The organism is Streptomyces sp. NPDC046203 (genome assembly GCF_040646255.1).
GTDB lineage: Bacteria > Actinomycetota > Actinomycetes > Streptomycetales > Streptomycetaceae > Streptomyces.
This window is the reverse complement of sequence record NZ_JBEYZX010000003.1, coordinates 120897-139167: the sequence shown is the minus strand read 5'-3', so window position 1 is coordinate 139167 and position 18271 is coordinate 120897. Positions and strand designations below refer to the sequence as shown.

General features: G+C 71.3%; 18 protein-coding genes and 5 tRNA genes. 17 read left to right on the top strand and 6 right to left on the bottom strand.

Going from position 1 to position 18271, the window contains the following annotated elements:
* Positions 1-107: 107 nt before the first annotated feature.
* The 6 genes from ABZ990_RS03925 to ABZ990_RS03900 all read left to right on the top strand — a co-directional run bounded on the left by ABZ990_RS03925 (position 108) and on the right by ABZ990_RS03900 (position 1454).
* Positions 108-830, top strand: a complete 723-nt coding sequence (locus ABZ990_RS03925) for an HAD family hydrolase (RefSeq protein ID WP_361224780.1) — start codon at positions 108-110, stop codon at positions 828-830.
* A gap of 93 nt (positions 831-923) precedes the next feature.
* Positions 924-995 (top strand) — tRNA-Gln (locus ABZ990_RS03920).
* A 41-nt stretch (positions 996-1036) separates the two neighbouring features.
* A tRNA-Glu gene (locus ABZ990_RS03915) sits at positions 1037-1109 on the top strand.
* Between the two features lie 61 nt (positions 1110-1170).
* Positions 1171-1246 (top strand) — tRNA-Glu (locus ABZ990_RS03910).
* Positions 1247-1265: 19 nt separating this feature from the next.
* Positions 1266-1337, top strand: a tRNA-Gln gene (locus ABZ990_RS03905).
* Between the two features lie 44 nt (positions 1338-1381).
* A tRNA-Glu gene (locus ABZ990_RS03900) sits at positions 1382-1454 on the top strand.
* 544 nt (positions 1455-1998) lie between these two features.
* On the opposite strand, the gene ndgR is transcribed toward ABZ990_RS03900, so the two are convergent.
* A complete protein-coding gene (gene ndgR / locus ABZ990_RS03895) occupies positions 1999-2715 on the bottom strand; it encodes an IclR family transcriptional regulator NdgR (protein ID WP_128977462.1) in 717 nt (238 codons plus the stop codon).
* A gap of 140 nt (positions 2716-2855) precedes the next feature.
* Between ndgR and leuC the strand changes: the two genes are divergently transcribed.
* The 4 genes from leuC to ABZ990_RS03875 all read left to right on the top strand — a co-directional run bounded on the left by leuC (position 2856) and on the right by ABZ990_RS03875 (position 6042).
* A complete protein-coding gene (gene leuC / locus ABZ990_RS03890; protein ID WP_361224777.1) occupies positions 2856-4280 on the top strand; it encodes a 3-isopropylmalate dehydratase large subunit in 1425 nt (474 codons plus the stop codon).
* A gap of 6 nt (positions 4281-4286) precedes the next feature.
* On the top strand, positions 4287-4880 hold the full coding sequence (gene leuD, locus ABZ990_RS03885; protein ID WP_361224774.1) for a 3-isopropylmalate dehydratase small subunit: 594 nt from the start codon (positions 4287-4289) through the stop codon (positions 4878-4880).
* Positions 4881-4984: 104 nt separating this feature from the next.
* Entirely contained in the window at positions 4985-5212 is a 228-nt protein-coding gene (locus tag ABZ990_RS03880; protein ID WP_361224771.1) for a hypothetical protein, read from the top strand.
* Between the two features lie 143 nt (positions 5213-5355).
* Positions 5356-6042: an HU family DNA-binding protein gene (locus ABZ990_RS03875; protein ID WP_361224768.1), complete on the top strand. Its 687-nt coding sequence runs from the start codon at positions 5356-5358 to the stop codon at positions 6040-6042.
* Between the two features lie 244 nt (positions 6043-6286).
* Here the strand turns inward: ABZ990_RS03875 and ABZ990_RS03870 are convergent, their stop codons facing one another.
* Entirely contained in the window at positions 6287-6490 is a 204-nt protein-coding gene (locus ABZ990_RS03870; RefSeq protein WP_361224765.1) for a hypothetical protein, read from the bottom strand.
* 10 nt (positions 6491-6500) lie between these two features.
* Positions 6501-7118 (bottom strand): 2-phospho-L-lactate guanylyltransferase, encoded by a 618-nt coding sequence (cofC, locus tag ABZ990_RS03865; protein ID WP_361225090.1) that lies wholly within the window; start codon positions 7116-7118, stop codon positions 6501-6503.
* A 398-nt stretch (positions 7119-7516) separates the two neighbouring features.
* On the opposite strand from cofC, the gene ABZ990_RS03860 reads away from it, so the two are divergent.
* The 3 genes from ABZ990_RS03860 to ABZ990_RS03850 all read left to right on the top strand — a co-directional run bounded on the left by ABZ990_RS03860 (position 7517) and on the right by ABZ990_RS03850 (position 10635).
* Positions 7517-8269, top strand: a complete 753-nt coding sequence (locus tag ABZ990_RS03860; protein WP_361224762.1) for a lysophospholipid acyltransferase family protein — start codon at positions 7517-7519, stop codon at positions 8267-8269.
* Positions 8266-9267 (top strand): NAD(P)H-dependent glycerol-3-phosphate dehydrogenase, encoded by a 1002-nt coding sequence (locus tag ABZ990_RS03855; protein WP_361224760.1) that lies wholly within the window; start codon positions 8266-8268, stop codon positions 9265-9267. The genes ABZ990_RS03860 and ABZ990_RS03855 overlap by 4 nt, the downstream gene beginning before the upstream one ends.
* A 228-nt stretch (positions 9268-9495) precedes the next feature.
* Entirely contained in the window at positions 9496-10635 is a 1140-nt protein-coding gene (locus ABZ990_RS03850) for a D-alanine--D-alanine ligase family protein (protein ID WP_361224757.1), read from the top strand.
* Positions 10636-10775: 140 nt separating this feature from the next.
* Here the strand turns inward: ABZ990_RS03850 and ABZ990_RS03845 are convergent, their stop codons facing one another.
* Both ABZ990_RS03845 and ABZ990_RS03840 read right to left on the bottom strand, forming a co-directional pair.
* Positions 10776-11264 carry a DUF3515 domain-containing protein gene (locus ABZ990_RS03845; protein WP_361225088.1) on the bottom strand — a complete coding sequence of 163 codons (489 nt, stop codon included), beginning with the start codon at positions 11262-11264 and terminating at the stop codon, positions 10776-10778.
* A 23-nt stretch (positions 11265-11287) separates the two neighbouring features.
* Positions 11288-11521, bottom strand: coding sequence for an Lrp/AsnC ligand binding domain-containing protein (locus ABZ990_RS03840; RefSeq protein WP_361224754.1), 234 nt, complete (start codon positions 11519-11521; stop codon positions 11288-11290).
* A 233-nt stretch (positions 11522-11754) separates the two neighbouring features.
* Here ABZ990_RS03840 and ABZ990_RS03835 point away from each other — a divergent pair, with 233 nt between their 5' ends.
* A complete protein-coding gene (locus tag ABZ990_RS03835) occupies positions 11755-12717 on the top strand; it encodes a thiamine-phosphate kinase (protein ID WP_361224751.1) in 963 nt (320 codons plus the stop codon).
* Between the two features lie 83 nt (positions 12718-12800).
* Positions 12801-13607 (top strand): bifunctional hydroxymethylpyrimidine kinase/phosphomethylpyrimidine kinase, encoded by an 807-nt coding sequence (thiD, locus tag ABZ990_RS03830; RefSeq protein ID WP_361224748.1) that lies wholly within the window; start codon positions 12801-12803, stop codon positions 13605-13607.
* A 217-nt stretch (positions 13608-13824) separates the two neighbouring features.
* On the opposite strand, the gene rpmB is transcribed toward thiD, so the two are convergent.
* Positions 13825-14010: a 50S ribosomal protein L28 gene (rpmB, locus tag ABZ990_RS03825; RefSeq protein ID WP_003957616.1), complete on the bottom strand. Its 186-nt coding sequence runs from the start codon at positions 14008-14010 to the stop codon at positions 13825-13827.
* 237 nt (positions 14011-14247) lie between these two features.
* Here rpmB and ABZ990_RS03820 point away from each other — a divergent pair, with 237 nt between their 5' ends.
* Both ABZ990_RS03820 and recG read left to right on the top strand, forming a co-directional pair.
* Positions 14248-15885: a DAK2 domain-containing protein gene (locus tag ABZ990_RS03820; protein WP_361224745.1), complete on the top strand. Its 1638-nt coding sequence runs from the start codon at positions 14248-14250 to the stop codon at positions 15883-15885.
* A 52-nt stretch (positions 15886-15937) separates the two neighbouring features.
* Entirely contained in the window at positions 15938-18199 is a 2262-nt protein-coding gene (gene recG, locus ABZ990_RS03815; protein ID WP_361224742.1) for an ATP-dependent DNA helicase RecG, read from the top strand.
* The last annotated feature ends 72 nt before the right edge of the window (positions 18200-18271 follow it).

The following is an 18271-nucleotide window of genomic DNA, read 5'->3' as shown; positions in this document are numbered from 1 at the left end:
CTCCCGGGTGCCGCCCCCGAGGCGTTTCCCGGCCCTGGCCACCGCTCTCCCGCTCGGGGTGCCGGATTTCCCCGGCCGGGCCGCCGTGGCGGCGGTACCGTCGATCCATGGCCATCCGCGCGGTCCTCTGGGACATCGACGACACGCTCTTCGACTACGCGCGCGCCGACCACGCCGGGATGCGGGCCCATCTCGCCACCGAGGGCCTCTCCGGCGGGTACGCGTCGGTCGAGCAGGCCCTCGGGCGGTGGAAGGAGCTCACCGTGCTGCACTGGCGGCGCTTCGAGGCCGGCGGGGTGGACTTCCTGGACCAGCGCCGCGAGCGGGTGCGCGACTTCCTGGGGGAGCCCGGGATGGCCCCGGAGGCGGCCGACGGCTGGTACCAGCGGTACGTGGCCCACTACGAGGCCGCCCGGGAGCTGTTCCCGGACGCCGTGCCCGTCCTCGACCTGCTGGCCCGCGACTACCGGCACGGGGTCCTGTCGAACTCCAGCATCCTCAACCAGGACCACAAGCTGCGCGCGCTGGGCGTACGGGACCGCTTCGAGGCCGTCCTGTGCGCGGCCGAGCTCGGGGTGGCCAAGCCGGCCGCCGAGGCCTTCCACGCCGCGTGCACGGCTCTGGGGTTCGCGCCGGGGGAGGTGGCGTACGTCGGGGACCAGCCCGACATCGACGCCCGGGGCGCGGCCGAGGCGGGGCTGCTCGGCATCTGGCTGGATCGCGCCGACGGCGGCGGACGCCCCGAGCTGCACCGGATCACCGGCCTCGACCAGCTCCCCGGGGTGCTGCGGGGGCATACCCGTTTTGGAGCACCGGGAACCATCGGGTAATGTTCTTCTTGTCGCCGAGGGGGACAGGCCGAAAGGCCGGAAGCCCGAAGCGCAAGCCGAGCAAGAGACCTTCTCGAAGGGATCAAGTTCCGGTGGCCTATGGTGTAATTGGCAGCACGACTGATTCTGGTTCAGTTAGTCTTGGTTCGAGTCCAGGTAGGCCAGCTCGCAGAGCTCATCTGCAACTGTGGAATAATCATCCACACGCCCCCGTTGTGTAGCGGCCTAGCACGCCGCCCTCTCAAGGCGGTAGCGCCGGTTCGAATCCGGTCGGGGGTACAGATCCTTCCCGCAGGGTCACTTGGGTAGCTCCCGGTGATACTGATGCAGGATCGCTAGGGCCCCCGTTGTGTAGCGGCCTAGCACGCCGCCCTCTCAAGGCGGTAGCGCCGGTTCGAATCCGGTCGGGGGTACCAACTGGTCCTTAACAACCAGTGGCCTATGGTGTAATTGGCAGCACGACTGATTCTGGTTCAGTTAGTCTTGGTTCGAGTCCAGGTAGGCCAGCGCAGTACAACATCACAAGAGTTTCTCGCGTGATGATATATCTTGCCCCCGTTGTGTAGCGGCCTAGCACGCCGCCCTCTCAAGGCGGTAGCGCCGGTTCGAATCCGGTCGGGGGTACAAGAAAGAAGAAGCCCTTCCCTTCGGGGGAGGGCTTCTTCGTTGTCGTGGGAGCCCCTTGACCACCGCCAACTGCGGGCCGCTTCCCTGCCGTTACGTCTTTGTGCGGGTTGCTGTGTACGGCCGAGTGAGCCGAAGGGGTGCGTCGGGGGAACAGTGCCGAACGCGCACAGGCCCGCGAGGAACGAGTGGGCCGAGCACGATCGGTGCTGTGAGTCCGACTCCAGCACCCCGGAGGCGAACCGAGGCACAAAAAAGGCCAACGTTGCTCAATCACACATGCGCTCGCCTGTAGCCGCCTCGCGCACATGCGGGCCGCACACCAGCCGCCGCGCTTCACGTACAAGCCCCGCCCCCGCACGTCTCGCGCCCGTGCGGGCCCACCCCCAGCCCCCGCGCTCACGTACAAACCTCACCCCCTCGCGAGCCCCCCAAAAAAACAAGTCCGGCCCACCGCTGCGGCGTTGGAGCGGTGAGCCGGTACGTACGAGGTTCGAAGAAGCAGGGGAGCGAAGGAACAGAGGGGCAGACGCGCGACCGAACTTCAGCCGTTGCGGCGCAGTGCCTCCGTCAGGCGTGCGGCGGCGTCGATGACCGCCTGGGCGTGCATGCGGCCGGGGTGGCGGGTGAGGCGTTCGATCGGGCCGGAGACCGATACGGCGGCCACCACGCGGTTCGAGGGGCCGCGTACGGGCGCGGAGACGGACGCGACGCCCGGTTCGCGCTCGCCGATCGACTGGGCCCAGCCGCGGCGCCGTACGCCCGACAGGGCCGTCGCCGTGAAGCGGGCTCCCTGGAGGCCGCGGTGCAGCCGCTCGGGCTCTTCCCAGGCCATCAGGATCTGCGCGGACGAGCCGGCCTTCATCGTCAGTGTGGAGCCGACGGGGACGGTGTCCCGCAGGCCGGACAGCCGCTCGGCGGCCGCCACACAGATCCGCATGTCGCCTTGGCGCCGGTAGAGCTGGGCGCTTTCGCCGGTGACGTCGCGCAGATGCGTCAGTACCGGTCCGGCGGTCGCGAGCAGCCGGTCCTCGCCGGCCGCCGCGGCCAGTTCCGCGAGCCGCGGGCCGAGGATGAACCGGCCCTGCATGTCGCGGGCCACCATCCGGTGGTGTTCGAGTGCCACGGCCAGTCGGTGTGCCGTGGGTCGTGCGAGTCCCGTCGCCGCGACCAGACCTGCGAGGGTGGCCGGACCGGACTCCAGAGCGCTCAGGACAAGGGCTGCCTTGTCGAGAACGCCTACGCCGCTAGAGTTGTCCATGAAACGATACTCTCGTCTCACTCTGTGAAACGCAAGTTCAATTTTCCCGCGAACGCGTCACTCTGGTGAAGCGGCCGCACGACGGACCGCGCAACAGGTCTCTAGTGCTGCCGGCGTGACCGCCGGCCGGAGGGAAAGCGATGGGCAGGACACTCGCGGAGAAGGTCTGGGACGACCATGTCGTCCGGCGCGCCGAAGGCGAGCCCGATCTCCTCTTCATCGATCTTCACCTGCTGCACGAGGTGACCAGCCCCCAGGCGTTCGACGGGCTGCGGCTCAGCGGCAGGCGGGTGCGCAGGCTCGACCTGACCCTGGCCACCGAGGACCACAACACCCCCACCCTCGACATCGACAAGCCGATCGCCGACCCGGTCTCCCGCGTCCAGTTGGAGACCCTGCGCAAGAACTGCGCCGAGTTCGGCGTCCGGCTGCACCCGCTCGGCGATGTCGAGCAGGGCGTCGTCCATGTGGTGGGACCGCAGCTGGGGCTGACCCAGCCCGGCACCACGGTGGTCTGCGGCGACTCGCACACCTCGACCCACGGCGCCTTCGGCGCGCTGGCGTTCGGTATCGGCACCAGCCAGGTCGAGCACGTCCTCGCCACCCAGACGCTGCCGCTGGCCCGCCCGAAGACCATGGCCATCACGATCGACGGCGAACTGCCCGCGGACGTCACGGCCAAGGACCTGATCCTGGCGATCATCGCGAAGATCGGCACCGGCGGCGGCCAGGGCTACATCCTGGAGTACCGCGGCAGCGCCATCGAGAAGCTCTCGATGGAAGCCCGGATGACCATCTGCAACATGTCCATCGAGGCCGGCGCCCGCGCGGGCATGATCGCCCCCGACGAGACCACCTTCGCCTATCTCAAGGGCCGTGCCCACGCCCCCGAGGGCGAGGACTGGGACGCCGCCGTCGCGTACTGGAAGACGCTGCGCACCGACGAGGACGCCGTCTTCGACGCCGAGGTCGTCATCGACGCCGCGCAACTGGCGCCGTTCGTCACCTGGGGCACCAACCCCGGCCAGGGCGCACCGCTTTCCGCACAGGTCCCCGACCCGGCTTCGTACGAAGACGCATCGGAGCGCCTCGCCGCCGAAAAGGCCCTGGAATACATGGGGTTGACCGCCGGACAGCCGCTGCGCTCGATCGCCGTCGACACCGTCTTCGTAGGCTCCTGCACCAACGGCCGCATCGAGGACCTGCGGGCCGTCGCCGACCTGCTGCGGGGCCGGAAGGTCGCCGAGAGTGTCCGCATGCTGGTCGTTCCCGGCTCGGTCCGGGTCGCCCTGCAGGCCGTCGAAGAGGGCCTGGACAAGGTCTTCAAGGAGGCCGGCGCCGAATGGCGGCACGCGGGCTGCTCGATGTGCCTCGGCATGAACCCCGACCAACTGGCCCCCGGTGAGCGTTCCGCGTCCACCTCCAACCGCAACTTCGAGGGCCGGCAGGGCAAGGGCGGCCGTACCCACCTGGTCTCCCCCCAGGTCGCCGCCGCCACCGCCGTCCTCGGCCGGCTGGCCTCCCCGGCCGATCTGTCCGACGTCGCCACTCCCGCGGGGGTCTGAGGAGTCATGGAAGCTTTCACCACGCACACCGGCCGCGCCGTCCCGCTGCGCCGCGGCAACGTCGACACCGACCAGATCATCCCGGCGCACTGGCTGAAGAAGGTCACCCGCGACGGCTTCGAGGACGGCCTGTTCGAGGCCTGGCGCAAGGACCCGGAGTTCGTCATGAACCGCCCGGAGCGGCAGGGCGCCACCGTCCTGGTGGCCGGACCCGACTTCGGCACCGGCTCCTCCCGTGAGCACGCGGTCTGGGCGCTGCAGAACTACGGCTTCAAGACCGTGATCTCCTCCCGGTTCGCCGACATCTTCCGCGGCAACTCGCTGAAGAACGGCCTGCTGACCGTCGTCCTGCCGCAGGACGTCGTCGACGCCCTGTGGGAGTTGACGGAGGCCGACCCGACCGCCGAGATCACCGTCGACCTCCAGGCCCGCAAGGTCCTCGCCGCCGGGGTCGACGCCGACTTCGAGCTCGACGAGAACGCCCGCTGGCGGCTCCTGAACGGTCTGGACGACATCGGCCTCACCCTTCAGAACGAAGCGGACATCGCCGCCTACGAGGCTGCGAGGCCGGCCTTCAAACCCCGTACAATTACGGTCTGAGCAGCGCTTTTCCGGTACTGCGCCCTCCACCGCCCGGTGGGGGGCGCAGTCGCTTGTTGGGCCCCAGTAGGGCGACAACTCGCCCCAGATGGCACAATCGGTGCATGGAACGCGACAGCCAACTCGAGCTCTACGAGGCAGTCGCCGCCCGATTGAAGGTTGCGCACACAAGAGTGCGCGCACTGCAAGTCCCGGAGGGCGTAAGGATGGCGCTGTCCCGGAAGCTGCTGGTCGTCACGGCCGCGGCGAAGCACGATCTCGCGGACGCGGCAACGCGTCTGGACCGGTTGATGAAGGACCTCGACGAGGGCCGATTCCCTGAAGGCGACTGACACCCGGAACTCCGCAACGGAACTTCCGCGTTGCGGCACTAGGGTGATTAGACCGTTTCGTGTTTGATTTGCGGTATATACATGCCTAACGTGCGAAAAAGCTTGAACACTTTCGTTCGGGCAAAGTCTCCGAAGGGGAAGACGTGAACAAGGCGCAGCTCGTAGAAGCGATTGCCGACAAGTTGGGCGGTCGCCAGCAGGCCGCCGAAGCCGTCGACCACGTGCTCGACGCCATCGTGCGCGCCGTGGTCGCCGGGGACCGTGTGTCGGTCACCGGGTTCGGGTCGTTCGAGAAGGTCGACCGTCCCGCCCGCTACGCCCGCAACCCGCAGACGGGTGAGCGCGTCCGGGTCAAGAAGACCTCCGTGCCGCGCTTCCGCGCGGGTCAGGGCTTCAAGGACCTGGTCGCCGGCTCGAAGAAGCTCCCCAAGGGCGGCGAGGTCTCCGTCAAGAAGGCCCCGAAGGGCAGCCTGACCGGTGGCGCCTCCGCCACCGTCAAGAAGGCCGCCGCGAAGAAGGCCACCACGGCCAAGAAGGCCGCCGCGAAGAAGACCACGGCCGCCAAGAAGACGACCGCGGTCAAGAAGACCACGGCCGCCGCCAAGAAGGCGACGACCACGGCGGCGAAGAAGACCACCACCGCCGCGGCGAAGAAGGCCACCACGGCCACCAAGAAGGCCACCACGGCCAAGAAGGCCACGCCCGCCGCCAAGAAGGCCACCACGGCCAAGAAGACGGCGCCGGCGAAGAAGGCCACCGCGAAGAAGGCGCCCGCCAAGAAGACGACGGCGCGCAAGACCACCGCGAAGAAGACCGCCGCGAAGAAGTAAGCGCGACGGCGAGCGCTCACACGCCGGGCCGGGCTCCTTGTACAGGGAGCCCGGCCCGCGGTGTGTCCGGGCCCAGGGGACGAGCCCAGGGCGCGTAGGGCGTAGGACGCCTGTACGAGGCCCGTACGAGGCTTCTATGGCCCCGTGGGCCCGTACGACCGGCAGGGCGCGGCCCTCGTACGGGTACGAGGCCCCCGGGCCACCCCGGGCCGCCCCGTGTCACCCTCCGGGACGTCTGGAACATCTAGAACGTCTGAAGCGTCACCAGCGTGATCCGCGCCGCCGGGCCCTCGCCCGCCGTCTCGATCCGCACCCGCTGCCCCGGACGCAGCAACCGCAGTCCGCCCGCCGCGAACGCCTCCGCCCCGAACTCCACCGGGGTGCCGTCGTCGAGCAGCACACTGCCGCTGCGGGTCTCGGGGTCGTATGTGTACGCGGTCGCCTGCATGCCGGGCAGCCTATCCGGCCGCCCGCGGCCACCGGGCCGCCGTCCGCGGCCCCACCCCCAGCGCCAGGGCCGCCGCCAGGTCTTCGCCGGTGTCCACGTCCCGGCGTACGGAATCCACCCCCGCGAGCCGGATTTCCACCGCCCCCGACGAAAAATGCCGCTCCCGTGAAGCACCCCCGAAAGCCGGTTCCAATTCCGTACCCGGACTCGCCGAGAGGAAAGTCGTCCCGATTTCGGCGGCGTCCGCGAGAAATGCCCGCGGAAATTGCCGCGCGACTGTGAGCACCCGGGCCAGCTCGGCCGGGCGCAGCGCCGGAAGGTCCGCGTTCAGAGCCGCCACCCGCGCCGCAGGCCGCCGCGCCCGCACCGCACGGGCCCCGTGCGCCAGCGCCGCGTTGAGCCCGCCGCCCGGCGGATCGGGCACGATCCGCGCGCCCAGCGCCGCCAAAGCCGCCGAAGCGTCCGGATCGTCCGTGACGACCACCACATCTCGTACCCCGGCACAGGCCAGCACCGCCGCCACCGTGTCCTCGGCGAAGGCCAGCGCCAACCGCCCGCGCAGCGCGCCCCCCACGGCTGCGGCCAACCGGCTCTTGGCCCGTACCAGCGGCTTCAGCGGGACGACCAGGGACCATTCGGCGTCCGTCTCCGTCTCCGTGTCCGTGTCCGCCCGTACCTCCGTGCCGGCACCGGGGAAACCGCCGGGGGAACTGCCAGGGGAGCCGCCGGGAAAGGCGCCGGGGCGGTCGTTTCGGGGGCCGGCCGTACGTCCGGTGTGATCGTCGTCGCAGCCGGCGAGGTCGCTGCCGGACTCGCCACCGGACTCGCTGTTGGGCCCGCCGCCGGACCCGCCGCCGGGCCCGTCCACGTGCCCGTTCGCCCGGTCCGCGTAGGTCTTCATCACAACCCCTTATGTATTCTGTCCCGCTCGCGAAACGCCAAGGCCCCGAGGCGTACGGTGTCCTAGGCCAGCACGGGGGAGGGCCCTTCGCCCCCTTGCGCATCCGTCCGGAGAAAGGTGTCCGAGTGTCCCGCCGCAGAATCGGCTTCTGGTACCGCCTGGCGGCGGTCATCGCCAAACCCCCCCTGGTGGTGTTCTTCAAGCGGGACTGGCGGGGAACGGAGCACATCCCGGCCGACGGCGGCTTCATCACCGCGGTGAACCACAACTCGTACCTGGATCCGCTCTCCTACGCGCACTACCAGTACAACACCGGCCGTGTGCCCCGCTTCCTGGCCAAGGCCGGCCTCTTCAAGGGCTCGTTCGTCGGCGCCATCCTGCGCGGCACCGGGCAGATCCCGGTCTACCGCGAGACCACCGACGCCATGGACGCGTTCCGCTCCGCCGTGGACGCCATCGAGCGCGGCGAATGCGTCGCGTTCTACCCCGAGGGCACCCTGACCCGCGACCCCGAGATGTGGCCCATGGCCGGCAAGACCGGCGCCGCCCGGGTCGCGCTGCTCACCAAGGCGCCCGTCATCCCGGTCGCCCAGTGGGGCGCCAACCTCGCGATGCCGCCGTACGCCAAGGAGAACAAGCTCAAGCTGTTCCCCCGCAAGACCCTGATCGTGCAGGCCGGTCCGCCGGTCGACCTGTCGCGCTTCCACGACATGGAGCCGACCCCCGAGGTACTGCGCCAGGTCACCGAGGAGATCATGGCGGCGATCACCCGGATCCTGGAGGAAGTCCGCGGCGAGCAGGCCCCGGCCGAGCCGTACGACCACAAGAAGGCCCGGCAGGAACAGCGCCGCAAGGCCGCGGAGGAAGGCAAGAAGTGACCAAGGCAGCAGTCTTCGGCAACGGATCCTGGGGCACCGCGTTCGCGATGGTGCTCGCCGACGCGGGCTGCGAGGTCGGCCTGTGGGGCCGCCGCCCCGCGCTCGCCGAGGCCATCAACACCACCGGGACCAACCCCGACTACCTGCCCGGGATCACCCTCCCCCAGGGCATCACGGCCACCGCCGACGCGGCCGAGGCCGCCCGCGACGCGGACTTCACCGTCCTCGTCGTGCCCTCCCAGACACTGCGCGAGAACCTCGCCGCCTGGAAGCCGCTGCTCGCCCCCGACACGGTCCTCGTCTCCCTGATGAAGGGCATCGAACTCGGCACCGCGAAGCGGATGAGCGAGGTCATCCGGGAGGTCGCCGGTGTCCCGGAGGAGCGCGTCGCCGTCCTCACCGGACCCAACCTGGCCCTGGAGGTCGCCGCCCGGCAGCCCGCCGCGGCCGTCGCCGCCTGCGCCGACGAATCGGTCGCCCAGCGGCTCCAGGCCGCCTGCATGACCCCGTACTTCCGCCCGTACACCAACACCGACGTCGTCGGCTGCGAACTCGGCGGCGCGGTCAAGAACGTCATCGGGCTCGCCGTCGGCATCGCCAACGGCATGGGCCTCGGCGACAACTCCAAGGCCACCCTGATCACCCGCGGCCTCGCCGAGACCACCCGCCTCGGCCTCGCCATGGGCGCCGACCCGCTCACCTTCTCCGGACTCGCGGGCCTCGGCGACCTCGTGGCCACCTGCTCCTCGCCGCTCTCCCGGAACAACACCTTCGGCACCAACCTCGGCCGGGGGATGAGCCTGAAGGAGACCATCGCGGCCACCAAGCAGACCGCGGAGGGCGTCAAGTCCTGCGAGTCCGTGCTCGATCTGGGCCGCCGGCACGGCGTCGACATGCCCATCACCGAGACGGTCGTGTCGATCGTCCACGAGGGCAAGCCGCCGGCCGTGGCGCTCCAGGAACTGATGTCGCGCAGCGCCAAGCCCGAACGACGCTAGGCCGAACGACGCTAGGTCGAACGACGCTAGGTCGAACGCCGCCAGGGTCAGGGGCCGGCGGCTGTCCGGCGAACCGGGCCCGATCAGGTGCGCCTACCCGGCCCGACCAGGTACGCCCACCGGGCCCGACCGGGCGCACCCGCCGGGCCCGGCCCGCTCCGCCATCCGCGCGCGACGGCCAGCGGGGCGCTCAGGAGTTCGGAAACCGCAAGGTACGCTCAACGCGATATGAGCGAGAACACCCAGAGCCCCCGCAAGCCGCGCGTCGCCGTCGTCTTCGGCGGACGCAGCTCCGAGCACGCCATCTCCGTCCTCACCGCCGGCGCCGTCCTGCGCGCCATCGACCGGGACACCTACGACGTGCTGCCCATCGGCATCACGCAGGAGGGGCGCTGGGCGCTGACCGCCGACGCTCCCGAGCGGATGGCCATCGAGGGCCGCACCCTGCCGGACGTCGACGCGCTCGCCGAGTCCGCGACCGGCGGCGTGGTCCTGCCCGTCGACCCGGCCAGCCGCGAGGCCGTCCTGCACGAGCCCGGCTCCCTGCCGAAGGCCCTCGGCGAGGTCGACGTCGTCTTCCCCGTGCTGCACGGCCCCTACGGCGAGGACGGCACCCTCCAGGGCCTCCTCGAACTGTCCGGCATCCCGTACGTCGGCGCGGGCGTCCTCGCCTCCGCCGTCGGCCAGGACAAGGAGTACATGAAGCGCGTCTTCACCTCCTTCGGCCTGCGCGTCGGCCCGTACACCGTGGTCCGCCCGCGCGAGTGGGACCAGAACCCGAACGCCGCCCGCAAGAAGATCGTGGAGTTCGCCGCCGACCACGGCTGGCCGCTCTTCGTGAAGCCGGCCCGCGGCGGTTCGTCCGTCGGCATCACCAAGGTCGACGACCTCTCCGGCCTCGACGAGGCGATCGAGGAGGCCCGCCGCCACGACCCGAAGATCATCGTCGAGGCGCTGGTCCGGGGCCGCGAGATCGAGTGCGGCGTCCTGGAGTTCGAGGACGGCCCGCGCGCGAGCCTGCCCGCCGAGATCCCGCCGGTCACCGACCACGAGTTCTACGACTTCGAGGCCAAGTACATCGACTCGGCCTCCGGCATCGTGCCCGCGCCGATCGGCGACAAGGCCATCGCCGAGGTCCAGCGGCTCGCCGTCGAGGCCTACGAGGCCGTCTCCTGCGAGGGCCTGGTGCGCGCCGACTTCTTCCTCACGGAGGAGGGCGACTTCGTCATCAACGAGATCAACACCATGCCCGGCTTCACGCCCATCTCCATGTACCCGCGCATGTGGCAGGAGAGCGGCGTCAGCTACCCGGAGCTCGTCAGCCGTCTGGTCGAGGCCGCGCTGAACCGTTCCACCGGTCTGCGCTAGAACCCTTTCGGCGATCCCGGAAGTCCCCGGAAGTCCCCGGAAGTCCCCGGAAGTCCCCGGAAGTCCCGAGGGATCCGAAGAGTCCGGAGAGTTCGAAGGTTCCGAAGGCTCGCTCCGAAGGCCGAGGCCGTCCGGTCGTCTCACAGACTGGGCGGCACGGCCTTCCGCACCGGGGCGGCGAGATCCGTGAGCGGCCCCACGTCGTTCGCGTACCGCTTGTCCAGCGACATTTCCACGTACGCCTTGCGATACGTCGTGGTGAACCGGGGACCGTCGCCCTCGCGCGCCTCGTACATCCAGTTCACGCCGTCCGCGTCGACGGCCCGCGCCTGCGGATCGTCCATCTTTTCGGGCCGGACGACTCCGCAGCGCAGTACGATCGCCCCGTCCCCCCACGCGGCGGTCAGCTCGGACTTCGGATCGGTCCCGGTCCGGCCCAGGCCCGCCACGGTGGCGGGCAGCTCCTTCGCCAGGGCGCGGCAGACGGCGGCCTCGGCCGCCGACGGCCCGGGAACCGGGACCGACGGCTCAGGCGCGGAACAGCCCGCGACCGCGAGCAGCAGGACGGTGGCGCCCGCCAGGGAAGCGGCGGCGCGGCCGGGCAGGCCGAAAGGCCGGTGAGAAGACATCACCGGCCAAGGGTAGACGGGGGCTAGATATGCACGACGGGGCAGGTGAGGGTGCGCGTGATGCCGTCCACTTGCTGGACCTTGGCGACCACCATGCGACCCAGTTCGTCGACGGTGTCGGCCTGCGCGCGGACGATCACGTCGTACGGTCCGGTCACGTCCTCCGCCTGCATCACCCCCGACATCTTCCCGATGACCTCGGCGACCGACTGAGCCTTGCCCACTTCGGTCTGAATAAGGATGTACGCCTGTACCACGGAACCTCCACGGCGGCCTTGAGGATCTTGTGGGAGAAAGAGACGCCACGGTACCGCGTCGTCGCGGAGAGCGGGGAGACCTCCGGTTCCGGAGGCGTCCTCGGTGTGGCGTACACACATGACAAGTTGACGGTCTACTTGAAGGTATCCAACACGGTGACGGCCCGCGACCCGCATGGCGATACGCGCCACGGCGACCCGGCGGCCGGCACGACGACACGAGGTGAATCGCGGTGAAGGGCACAGTCGGAGAGCTGGGCGAGTTCGGACTCATCAGGGAACTCACCTCCCGGCTCACCACCACCCCCGCGGTGCGGATCGGACCCGGCGACGACGCCGCCGTGGTCGCCGCCCCCGACCGGAGAGTGGTCGCCAGCACGGACATCCTGCTCGAAGGGCGCCACTTCCGCCGCGACTGGTCGACGGCGTACGACGTGGGCCGCAAGGCCGCGGCGCAGAACCTCGCCGACATCGCCGCCATGGGCGCCGTGCCCACCGCGCTGCTGCTCGGCCTGGTCGTACCCCCCGAACTCCCCGTCACCTGGCCCGCCGAACTCATGGACGGACTGCGCGACGAATGTCAGGTCGCGGGCGCCGCCGTGGTCGGCGGCGACGTCGTGCGCGGTGACACGATCACCGTCTCCATCACCGCCCTCGGCGATCTGCGCGACCACGACCCGGTCACCCGCGGCGGCGCCCGGCCCGGCGACGTCGTCGCCTACACCGGCTGGCTCGGCTGGTCCGCCGCCGGATACGCGGTCCTGTCCCGGGGCTTCCGCTCGCCGCGCGCCTTCGTGGAGGCCCACCGCCGCCCCGAACCGCCGTACCACGCGGGCCCCGCCGCCGCCGGGCTCGGCGCCACCGCCATGTGCGACGTCAGCGACGGCCTGATCGCCGACCTCGGGCACATCGCCGAGGCCAGCAAGGTCCGGATCGATCTGCGCTCCGGCCGGATCGACATCCCGACCCAGATGCACGACATCGGCCAGGCCGTCGGCGTCGACCCGCTCCAGTGGGTGCTCACCGGGGGAGAGGACCACGCGATCGTCGCCACCTTCCCGCCCGACGTGAAACTGCCCGCGCGCTGGAAGGTCATCGGCGAGGTCCTGGGGCCCTCCGCCCTGCCGCATGTCACCGTCGACGGCGCGCCCTGGCACAGCACGGGGGGCTGGGACCACTTCGGCGGTACGGAGTGACCCGGGGCCTCGGCTCCGGAGACGGCCCCGGACCCGGGTCAGGGGCAGGGTCCGGCGGCGATCACGGTTCGGGCTCCGGTGTCGTGGCTCCGCCGCGCGTGCTCACCGTCGCCGGATCCGACTCCGGCGGCGGCGCGGGCATCCAGGCCGACCTGAAGACCATGCTCGCGCTCGGCGTCCACGGCATGAGCGTCGTCACGGCCGTCACCGCGCAGAACTCCACCGGCGTCCAGGGCGCCTGGGAACTGCCCGAAGCGGCGGTACGGGCCCAGTTCCGCGCCGTCGCCGACGACATCGGCGTCCAGGCGGTCAAGACCGGCATGCTGGCGAGCGCGCGACTGGTCGAGACCGTCGCCGGCCTGCTCACGACCACCGCCGCCCCGTCCGTGGTCGACCCCGTCGGCGTCTCCAAGCACGGCGACCCGCTGCTGGCCGCCACCGCCCTCGACGCCGTCCGCGCCCACCTGCTGCCGGCCGCCACCGTCGTCACCCCCAACCTGGACGAAGTGGCGCAGCTCACGGGTGTGAACGTGGAAAACGAGGACGGCATGCGGCGCGCGGCCGGCGCGATCCTCGCGTACGGGCCGCGCTGGGCCCTGATCAAGGGCGGCCATCTCGCCGCCCACGGCGGCCAGGCCGCCGATCTGCTCACCGACGGCACCGAGGAACACTGGCTGCGTGCCCCCAGGCACGGCAACCGGCACACCCACGGCACCGGCTGCACCCTCGCCTCGGCGCTCGCCTGCGGCCTCGCCCAGGGGCTCACGGTGCCGGACGCGGCACGGGCGGCGAAGCGGTATGTGACGGGCGCCATCGCCGCCGGCTTCCCGCTGGGGGCGGGCATCGGCCCGGTCGACCACGGCTGGCGGCTGCGCCCCCAGGGGACGTAGCGAAGAAGCGCAAGCAGGAGAAGCAGTAGAAGCAGCAGCAGTAGAAGCGGCAGTAGAAGCGGCAGTAGAAGCGGCAGTAGAAGCGGCAGTAGAGCAGCCGCAGAAGTCAAGAGAAGAGGCCCGGACCGTTTCCGGGCAAGGCAAAAGGCCGGTTCACCAAGGTGAACCGGCCTTTCAAGGCAACCGCAGGGGCTGCGCTACGACACGAACGTCGCGGTTAGCGCGAGACCTTGCCGGCCTTGATGCACGAGGTGCAGACGTTGAGCCGCTTCGGCGTCCGACCGACCACGGCACGCACACGCTGGATGTTCGGGTTCCAGCGACGAGACGTACGGCGGTGCGAGTGCGAAATGTTGTTGCCGAAGCCCGGCCCCTTGCCGCAGACGTCGCAGTTGGCAGCCACGGGTCACTCCAAAGACTTCAGATTTACAGTGAAACCGGCGCACCGGAATCGGATCAGTGATCTGAAGTGGCTTGCCGGGGAATGGCCCGGACGATGCCGGGCAACCGAAGCAGCATACAACGACTGCTTCCGTGGAACGAAACTACCATGTCCGGCCCGGCCCCCGCCCCCGGCCCCGGGTGAGCACCGGACTACTCTGCGGTGAACCCCCACCGCAGAACACAGGAGGACCACGCGTTGCCCGGAGTCCCGCAGACCCTCGACGCCGACGCGGTCCGATCCTGGTGTGCGGGGGCCCTGGCGGCGCTCGGCCGGGAGCGCGCGGACATCGACGCCATCAACGTGTACCCCGTGGCGGACGGCGACACCGGCACCAATCTGTACCTGACGGTCGAGTCCGCGGCCCGCGCCGTGGACGCCGTCCCGGCCGGTGGTGATGTGGCCGAGGTCATACGGGCCATGGCGCACGGCGCGCTCCTCGGCGCCCGGGGCAACTCCGGCACGATCCTCTCCCAGCTGGTACGCGGCATGGCCGCCGTACTCGCCGACGGCGGCGACGGCGACCACCTCGCCCGCGCCCTGGCCGCCGCCTCCGACGCCGCCCACGCGGCCGTCGCCCACCCCGTCGAGGGCACCGTCCTCACCGTCGCCCGCGCCGCTGCCGACGCCTGCGACGGGGGAGGGCACCTCGCGGAGGTGGCCACCCGCGCCTACGAGGGGGCACGCGCGGCCCTGGACGCCACCCCCGGACAACTGGCCGCACTGCGCGACGCCGGGGTCGTGGACGCCGGCGGACGCGGTCTGGTCACGGTCCTCGGAGCGCTCGTCGAGACCCTCACCGGGCAGGCCCCGAGCCGCCCCGAGACCCCCGCCCACCCGCCGGTCCCGGCCCCGGTCACGATCCCGGTCGCCGAGGGCTGCGCCGCCGGCGACGGACCCGCCTTCGAGGTCATCTACCTCCTCGACGCCGGCGACAGCGCCGTGGAGCGGCTCAAGGCGCGCCTCGACGCGCTCGGGGAGTCCCTGGTCGTCGTCGGCGGCGACGGGCTGTGGAACGTGCACGTCCATGTCGACGACGCCGGCGCGGCCGTCGAGGCGGGCGTGGAGGCGGGCCGCCCGCACCGCATCCGGATCACCCACTTCGGCACCCGGCCCGCGACCGCGACCGCCACCGCACCGTCCCCCGTCGCCCCACTCCCCGCCGCCGAACCGGCCGGCCGCGCGATCGTCGCCGTCGTCCCCGGCGAGGGCCTCGCCGGCCTGTGCGCCGAGGCCGGCGCGACGACCCTGCTCGCCCGCCCCGGCGAGCCGCCCGCCGACGACGCCCTCGCCGAGGCGATCCGCCGGGCGCACGCCCACGAGGTCGTCCTGCTGCCCAACGACACCGAACTGCGCGAAGCCGCCGCCCGCGCCGCCGTCCGGGCCCGCGCGGAAGGCATCCGGGTCGCCCTCATCCCCACCCGCGCCGCCGTCCAGGGCATCGCCGCCCTCGCCGTCCACGAACCGGACCGCGACTTCGAAGAGGACGTCGTCGCCATGACCGCCGCAGCCGGCGCCACCCGCTACGCCGAACTCGCCGTCGCCGAACGCCAGTCCTTCACCTCGGCCGGCGTCTGCCAGGCCGGCGACATCCTCGGCCTCATCGAGGGCGACGTCGCCGTCATCGGCCACGACCTCACCGACACCGCCCGCACCGTCCTGGACCGCATGCTGTCGGCCGGCGGCGAACTCGTCACCCTGGTCGTCGGCGCCGACACCCCCGCCGCCCTCGCCGCCGGCCTCGAACAGCACGTCCGTACCGCCTACTTGGCCGTCGACACCGTCGTCTACCAGGCGGGCGAGGGCGCGCCGCCGCTGCTCATCGGAGTGGAATAGCCGCCGCCCCGGCCCGGGCGCCGCCTGACGACTGTCACCGCCGTGGTGTGCAATGGAGTACGTGCCCGCCCTCGACGAATCCCTGAAGAAGCTGCTCGGCGCCGCCACCGCGAAGGCGATGGCCGAGCATCTGGACCTGCACACGGTCGGCGACCTGCTGCACCACTACCCGCGGCGGTACGCGGAGCGCGGCGAGCTCACCACGCTCGCCGATCTGCCCCTGGACGAACACGTCACCGTGGTCGCCCAGGTCGCGGACGCGCGCGTGCACACCTTCAACCGGGGCGGGGGCGGCAAGGCCCAGCGGCTGGAAGTCACCATCACCGACGGCAGCGGCCGGATGCAGCTGGTGTTCTTCGGCCGCACCGTCCACTTCCACCAGAAGGAACTCCTGCCCGGCCGCCGCGCGATGTTCGCCGGCAAGGTCGGCGTCTTCAACCGCCGCCTCCAGCTCGCCCACCCCGAGTACAAACTCCTCGACGCCGACAGCGGCACCGACACCGTCCGGTCGTTCGCGAACGAACTGCTGCCGCTCTACCCGGCCTGCAAACAGCTGGAGTCCTGGACCATCGAGCAGTCCGTCGGCATCGCCCTCGACTCCATGGCGGCCACCGGCTGGGAGGGCCTCACCGACCCGCTGCCACCCACCCTGCGCGACGGCCGAGGGCTCACCGACCTGCCCGACGCCCTCGTCAAGATCCACCGCCCGCGCACCAAGGCCGACATCGCCGACGCCCGCGACCGCCTCAAGTGGGACGAGGCGTTCGTCCTCCAGGTCGCCCTCGCCCGCCGCCGGCACGCCGACACCCAGCTCCCGGCCGTCGCCCGCCGCCCCGCCGCCGACGGCCTGCTCACCGCCTTCGACGCCAAGCTGCCCTTCACCCTCACCGACGGCCAGCGCAAGGTCTCGGCGGAGATCTTCGACGACCTCGCCACCGACCACCCCATGCACCGCCTCCTCCAGGGCGAGGTCGGCTCCGGCAAGACCCTGGTCGCACTGCGCGCCATGCTCGCCGTCGTCGACGCCGGGGGACAGGCCGCGATGCTCGCCCCCACCGAAGTCCTCGCCCAGCAGCACCACCGCTCGATCACCGAGATGATGGGCGAACTCGCCGAGGGCGGCATGCTCGGCGGCGCCGACCACGGCACCAAGGTCGTGCTGCTCACCGGCTCCATGGGCACCGCCGCCCGCCGCCAGGCCCTGCTCGACCTGGTCACCGGCGAGGCCGGCCTCGTCATCGGCACCCACGCCCTGATCGAGGACAAGGTCCAGTTCCACGACCTCGGCCTGGTCGTCGTCGACGAACAGCACCGCTTCGGCGTGGAACAGCGCGACGCGCTGCGCGGCAAGGGCAAGCAGCCCCCGCACCTGCTCGTCATGACCGCCACCCCCATCCCCCGGACCGTCGCCATGACCGTCTTCGGCGACCTGGAGACCTCCGTCCTCGACCAGCTGCCCGCCGGCCGCTCGCCCATCGCCAGCCATGTCGTCCCCGCCGCCGACAAGCCGCACTTCCTCGCCCGCGCCTGGGAACGGGTCCGCGAGGAGACCGAGGCAGGGCATCAGGCGTACGTGGTCTGCCCGAGGATCGGCGACGAGGAGGACGGCAACGGCAGCGGCAAGGCCAAGGGCGGCGCCAAGGGCGGGTCCAAGGACGGGGCCAAGAAGAAGGCGAGCCCCGAGGACGAGGCCGAGAAGCGCCCGCCGCTCGCCGTCCTCGACGTCGCCGAACAGCTGCGCGCGGGCCCGCTCGCCGGACTCCGCGTCGAGGTGCTGCACGGCCGGATGCACCCCGACGACAAGGACGAGGTCATGCGCCGCTTCGCCGCCGGCGACGTGGACGTCCTGGTCGCCACCACCGTCATCGAGGTCGGCGTCAACGTCCCGAACGCCACCGCCATGGTGATCATGGACGCCGACCGCTTCGGCGTCTCCCAGCTCCACCAGCTCCGCGGCCGCGTCGGCCGAGGCTCCGCCCCCGGCCTCTGTCTGCTCGTCACCGAGATGCCCGAGGCGAGCCCCGCCCGGCAGCGCCTCGGCGCCGTCGCCGCCACCCTCGACGGCTTCGAGCTCTCCCGTATCGACCTCGAACAGCGCCGCGAGGGCGACGTCCTCGGCCAGGCCCAGTCCGGCGTCCGCTCCTCGCTGCGGATGCTCGCCGTCATCGACGACGAGCAGGTCATCACCGCCGCCCGCGAGGAGGCCACCGCCCTCGTCCTCGCCGACCCCGACCTCACCGCCCACCCCGAACTGCGCACCGCCCTCGACGCGCTCCTCGACAAGGACCGGGAGGAGTACCTGGAGAAGGGCTGACCGGCGTAGGACCGGCGTACGGTCGGCGTACGACCGGACCGCGGCGGCCCGCGAGGTCATAACCTGTAACGC

What these genes read in the sequence shown, in the direction of transcription:
- ABZ990_RS03925 (WP_361224780.1), top strand. Translation starts at nt 108, where the DNA reads ATGGCCATCCGCGCGGTCCTCTGGGACATCGACGACACGCTCTTCGAC.
- ndgR (WP_128977462.1), bottom strand. Translation starts at nt 2,715, where the DNA reads ATGGACAACTCTAGCGGCGTAGGCGTTCTCGACAAGGCAGCCCTTGTC.
- leuC (WP_361224777.1), top strand. Translation starts at nt 2,856, where the DNA reads ATGGGCAGGACACTCGCGGAGAAGGTCTGGGACGACCATGTCGTCCGG.
- leuD (WP_361224774.1), top strand. Translation starts at nt 4,287, where the DNA reads ATGGAAGCTTTCACCACGCACACCGGCCGCGCCGTCCCGCTGCGCCGC.
- ABZ990_RS03880 (WP_361224771.1), top strand. Translation starts at nt 4,985, where the DNA reads ATGGAACGCGACAGCCAACTCGAGCTCTACGAGGCAGTCGCCGCCCGA.
- ABZ990_RS03870 (WP_361224765.1), bottom strand. Translation starts at nt 6,490, where the DNA reads ATGCAGGCGACCGCGTACACATACGACCCCGAGACCCGCAGCGGCAGT.
- ABZ990_RS03850 (WP_361224757.1), top strand. Translation starts at nt 9,496, where the DNA reads ATGAGCGAGAACACCCAGAGCCCCCGCAAGCCGCGCGTCGCCGTCGTC.
- ABZ990_RS03845 (WP_361225088.1), bottom strand. Translation starts at nt 11,264, where the DNA reads ATGTCTTCTCACCGGCCTTTCGGCCTGCCCGGCCGCGCCGCCGCTTCC.
- recG (WP_361224742.1), top strand. Translation starts at nt 15,938, where the DNA reads ATGGAGTACGTGCCCGCCCTCGACGAATCCCTGAAGAAGCTGCTCGGC.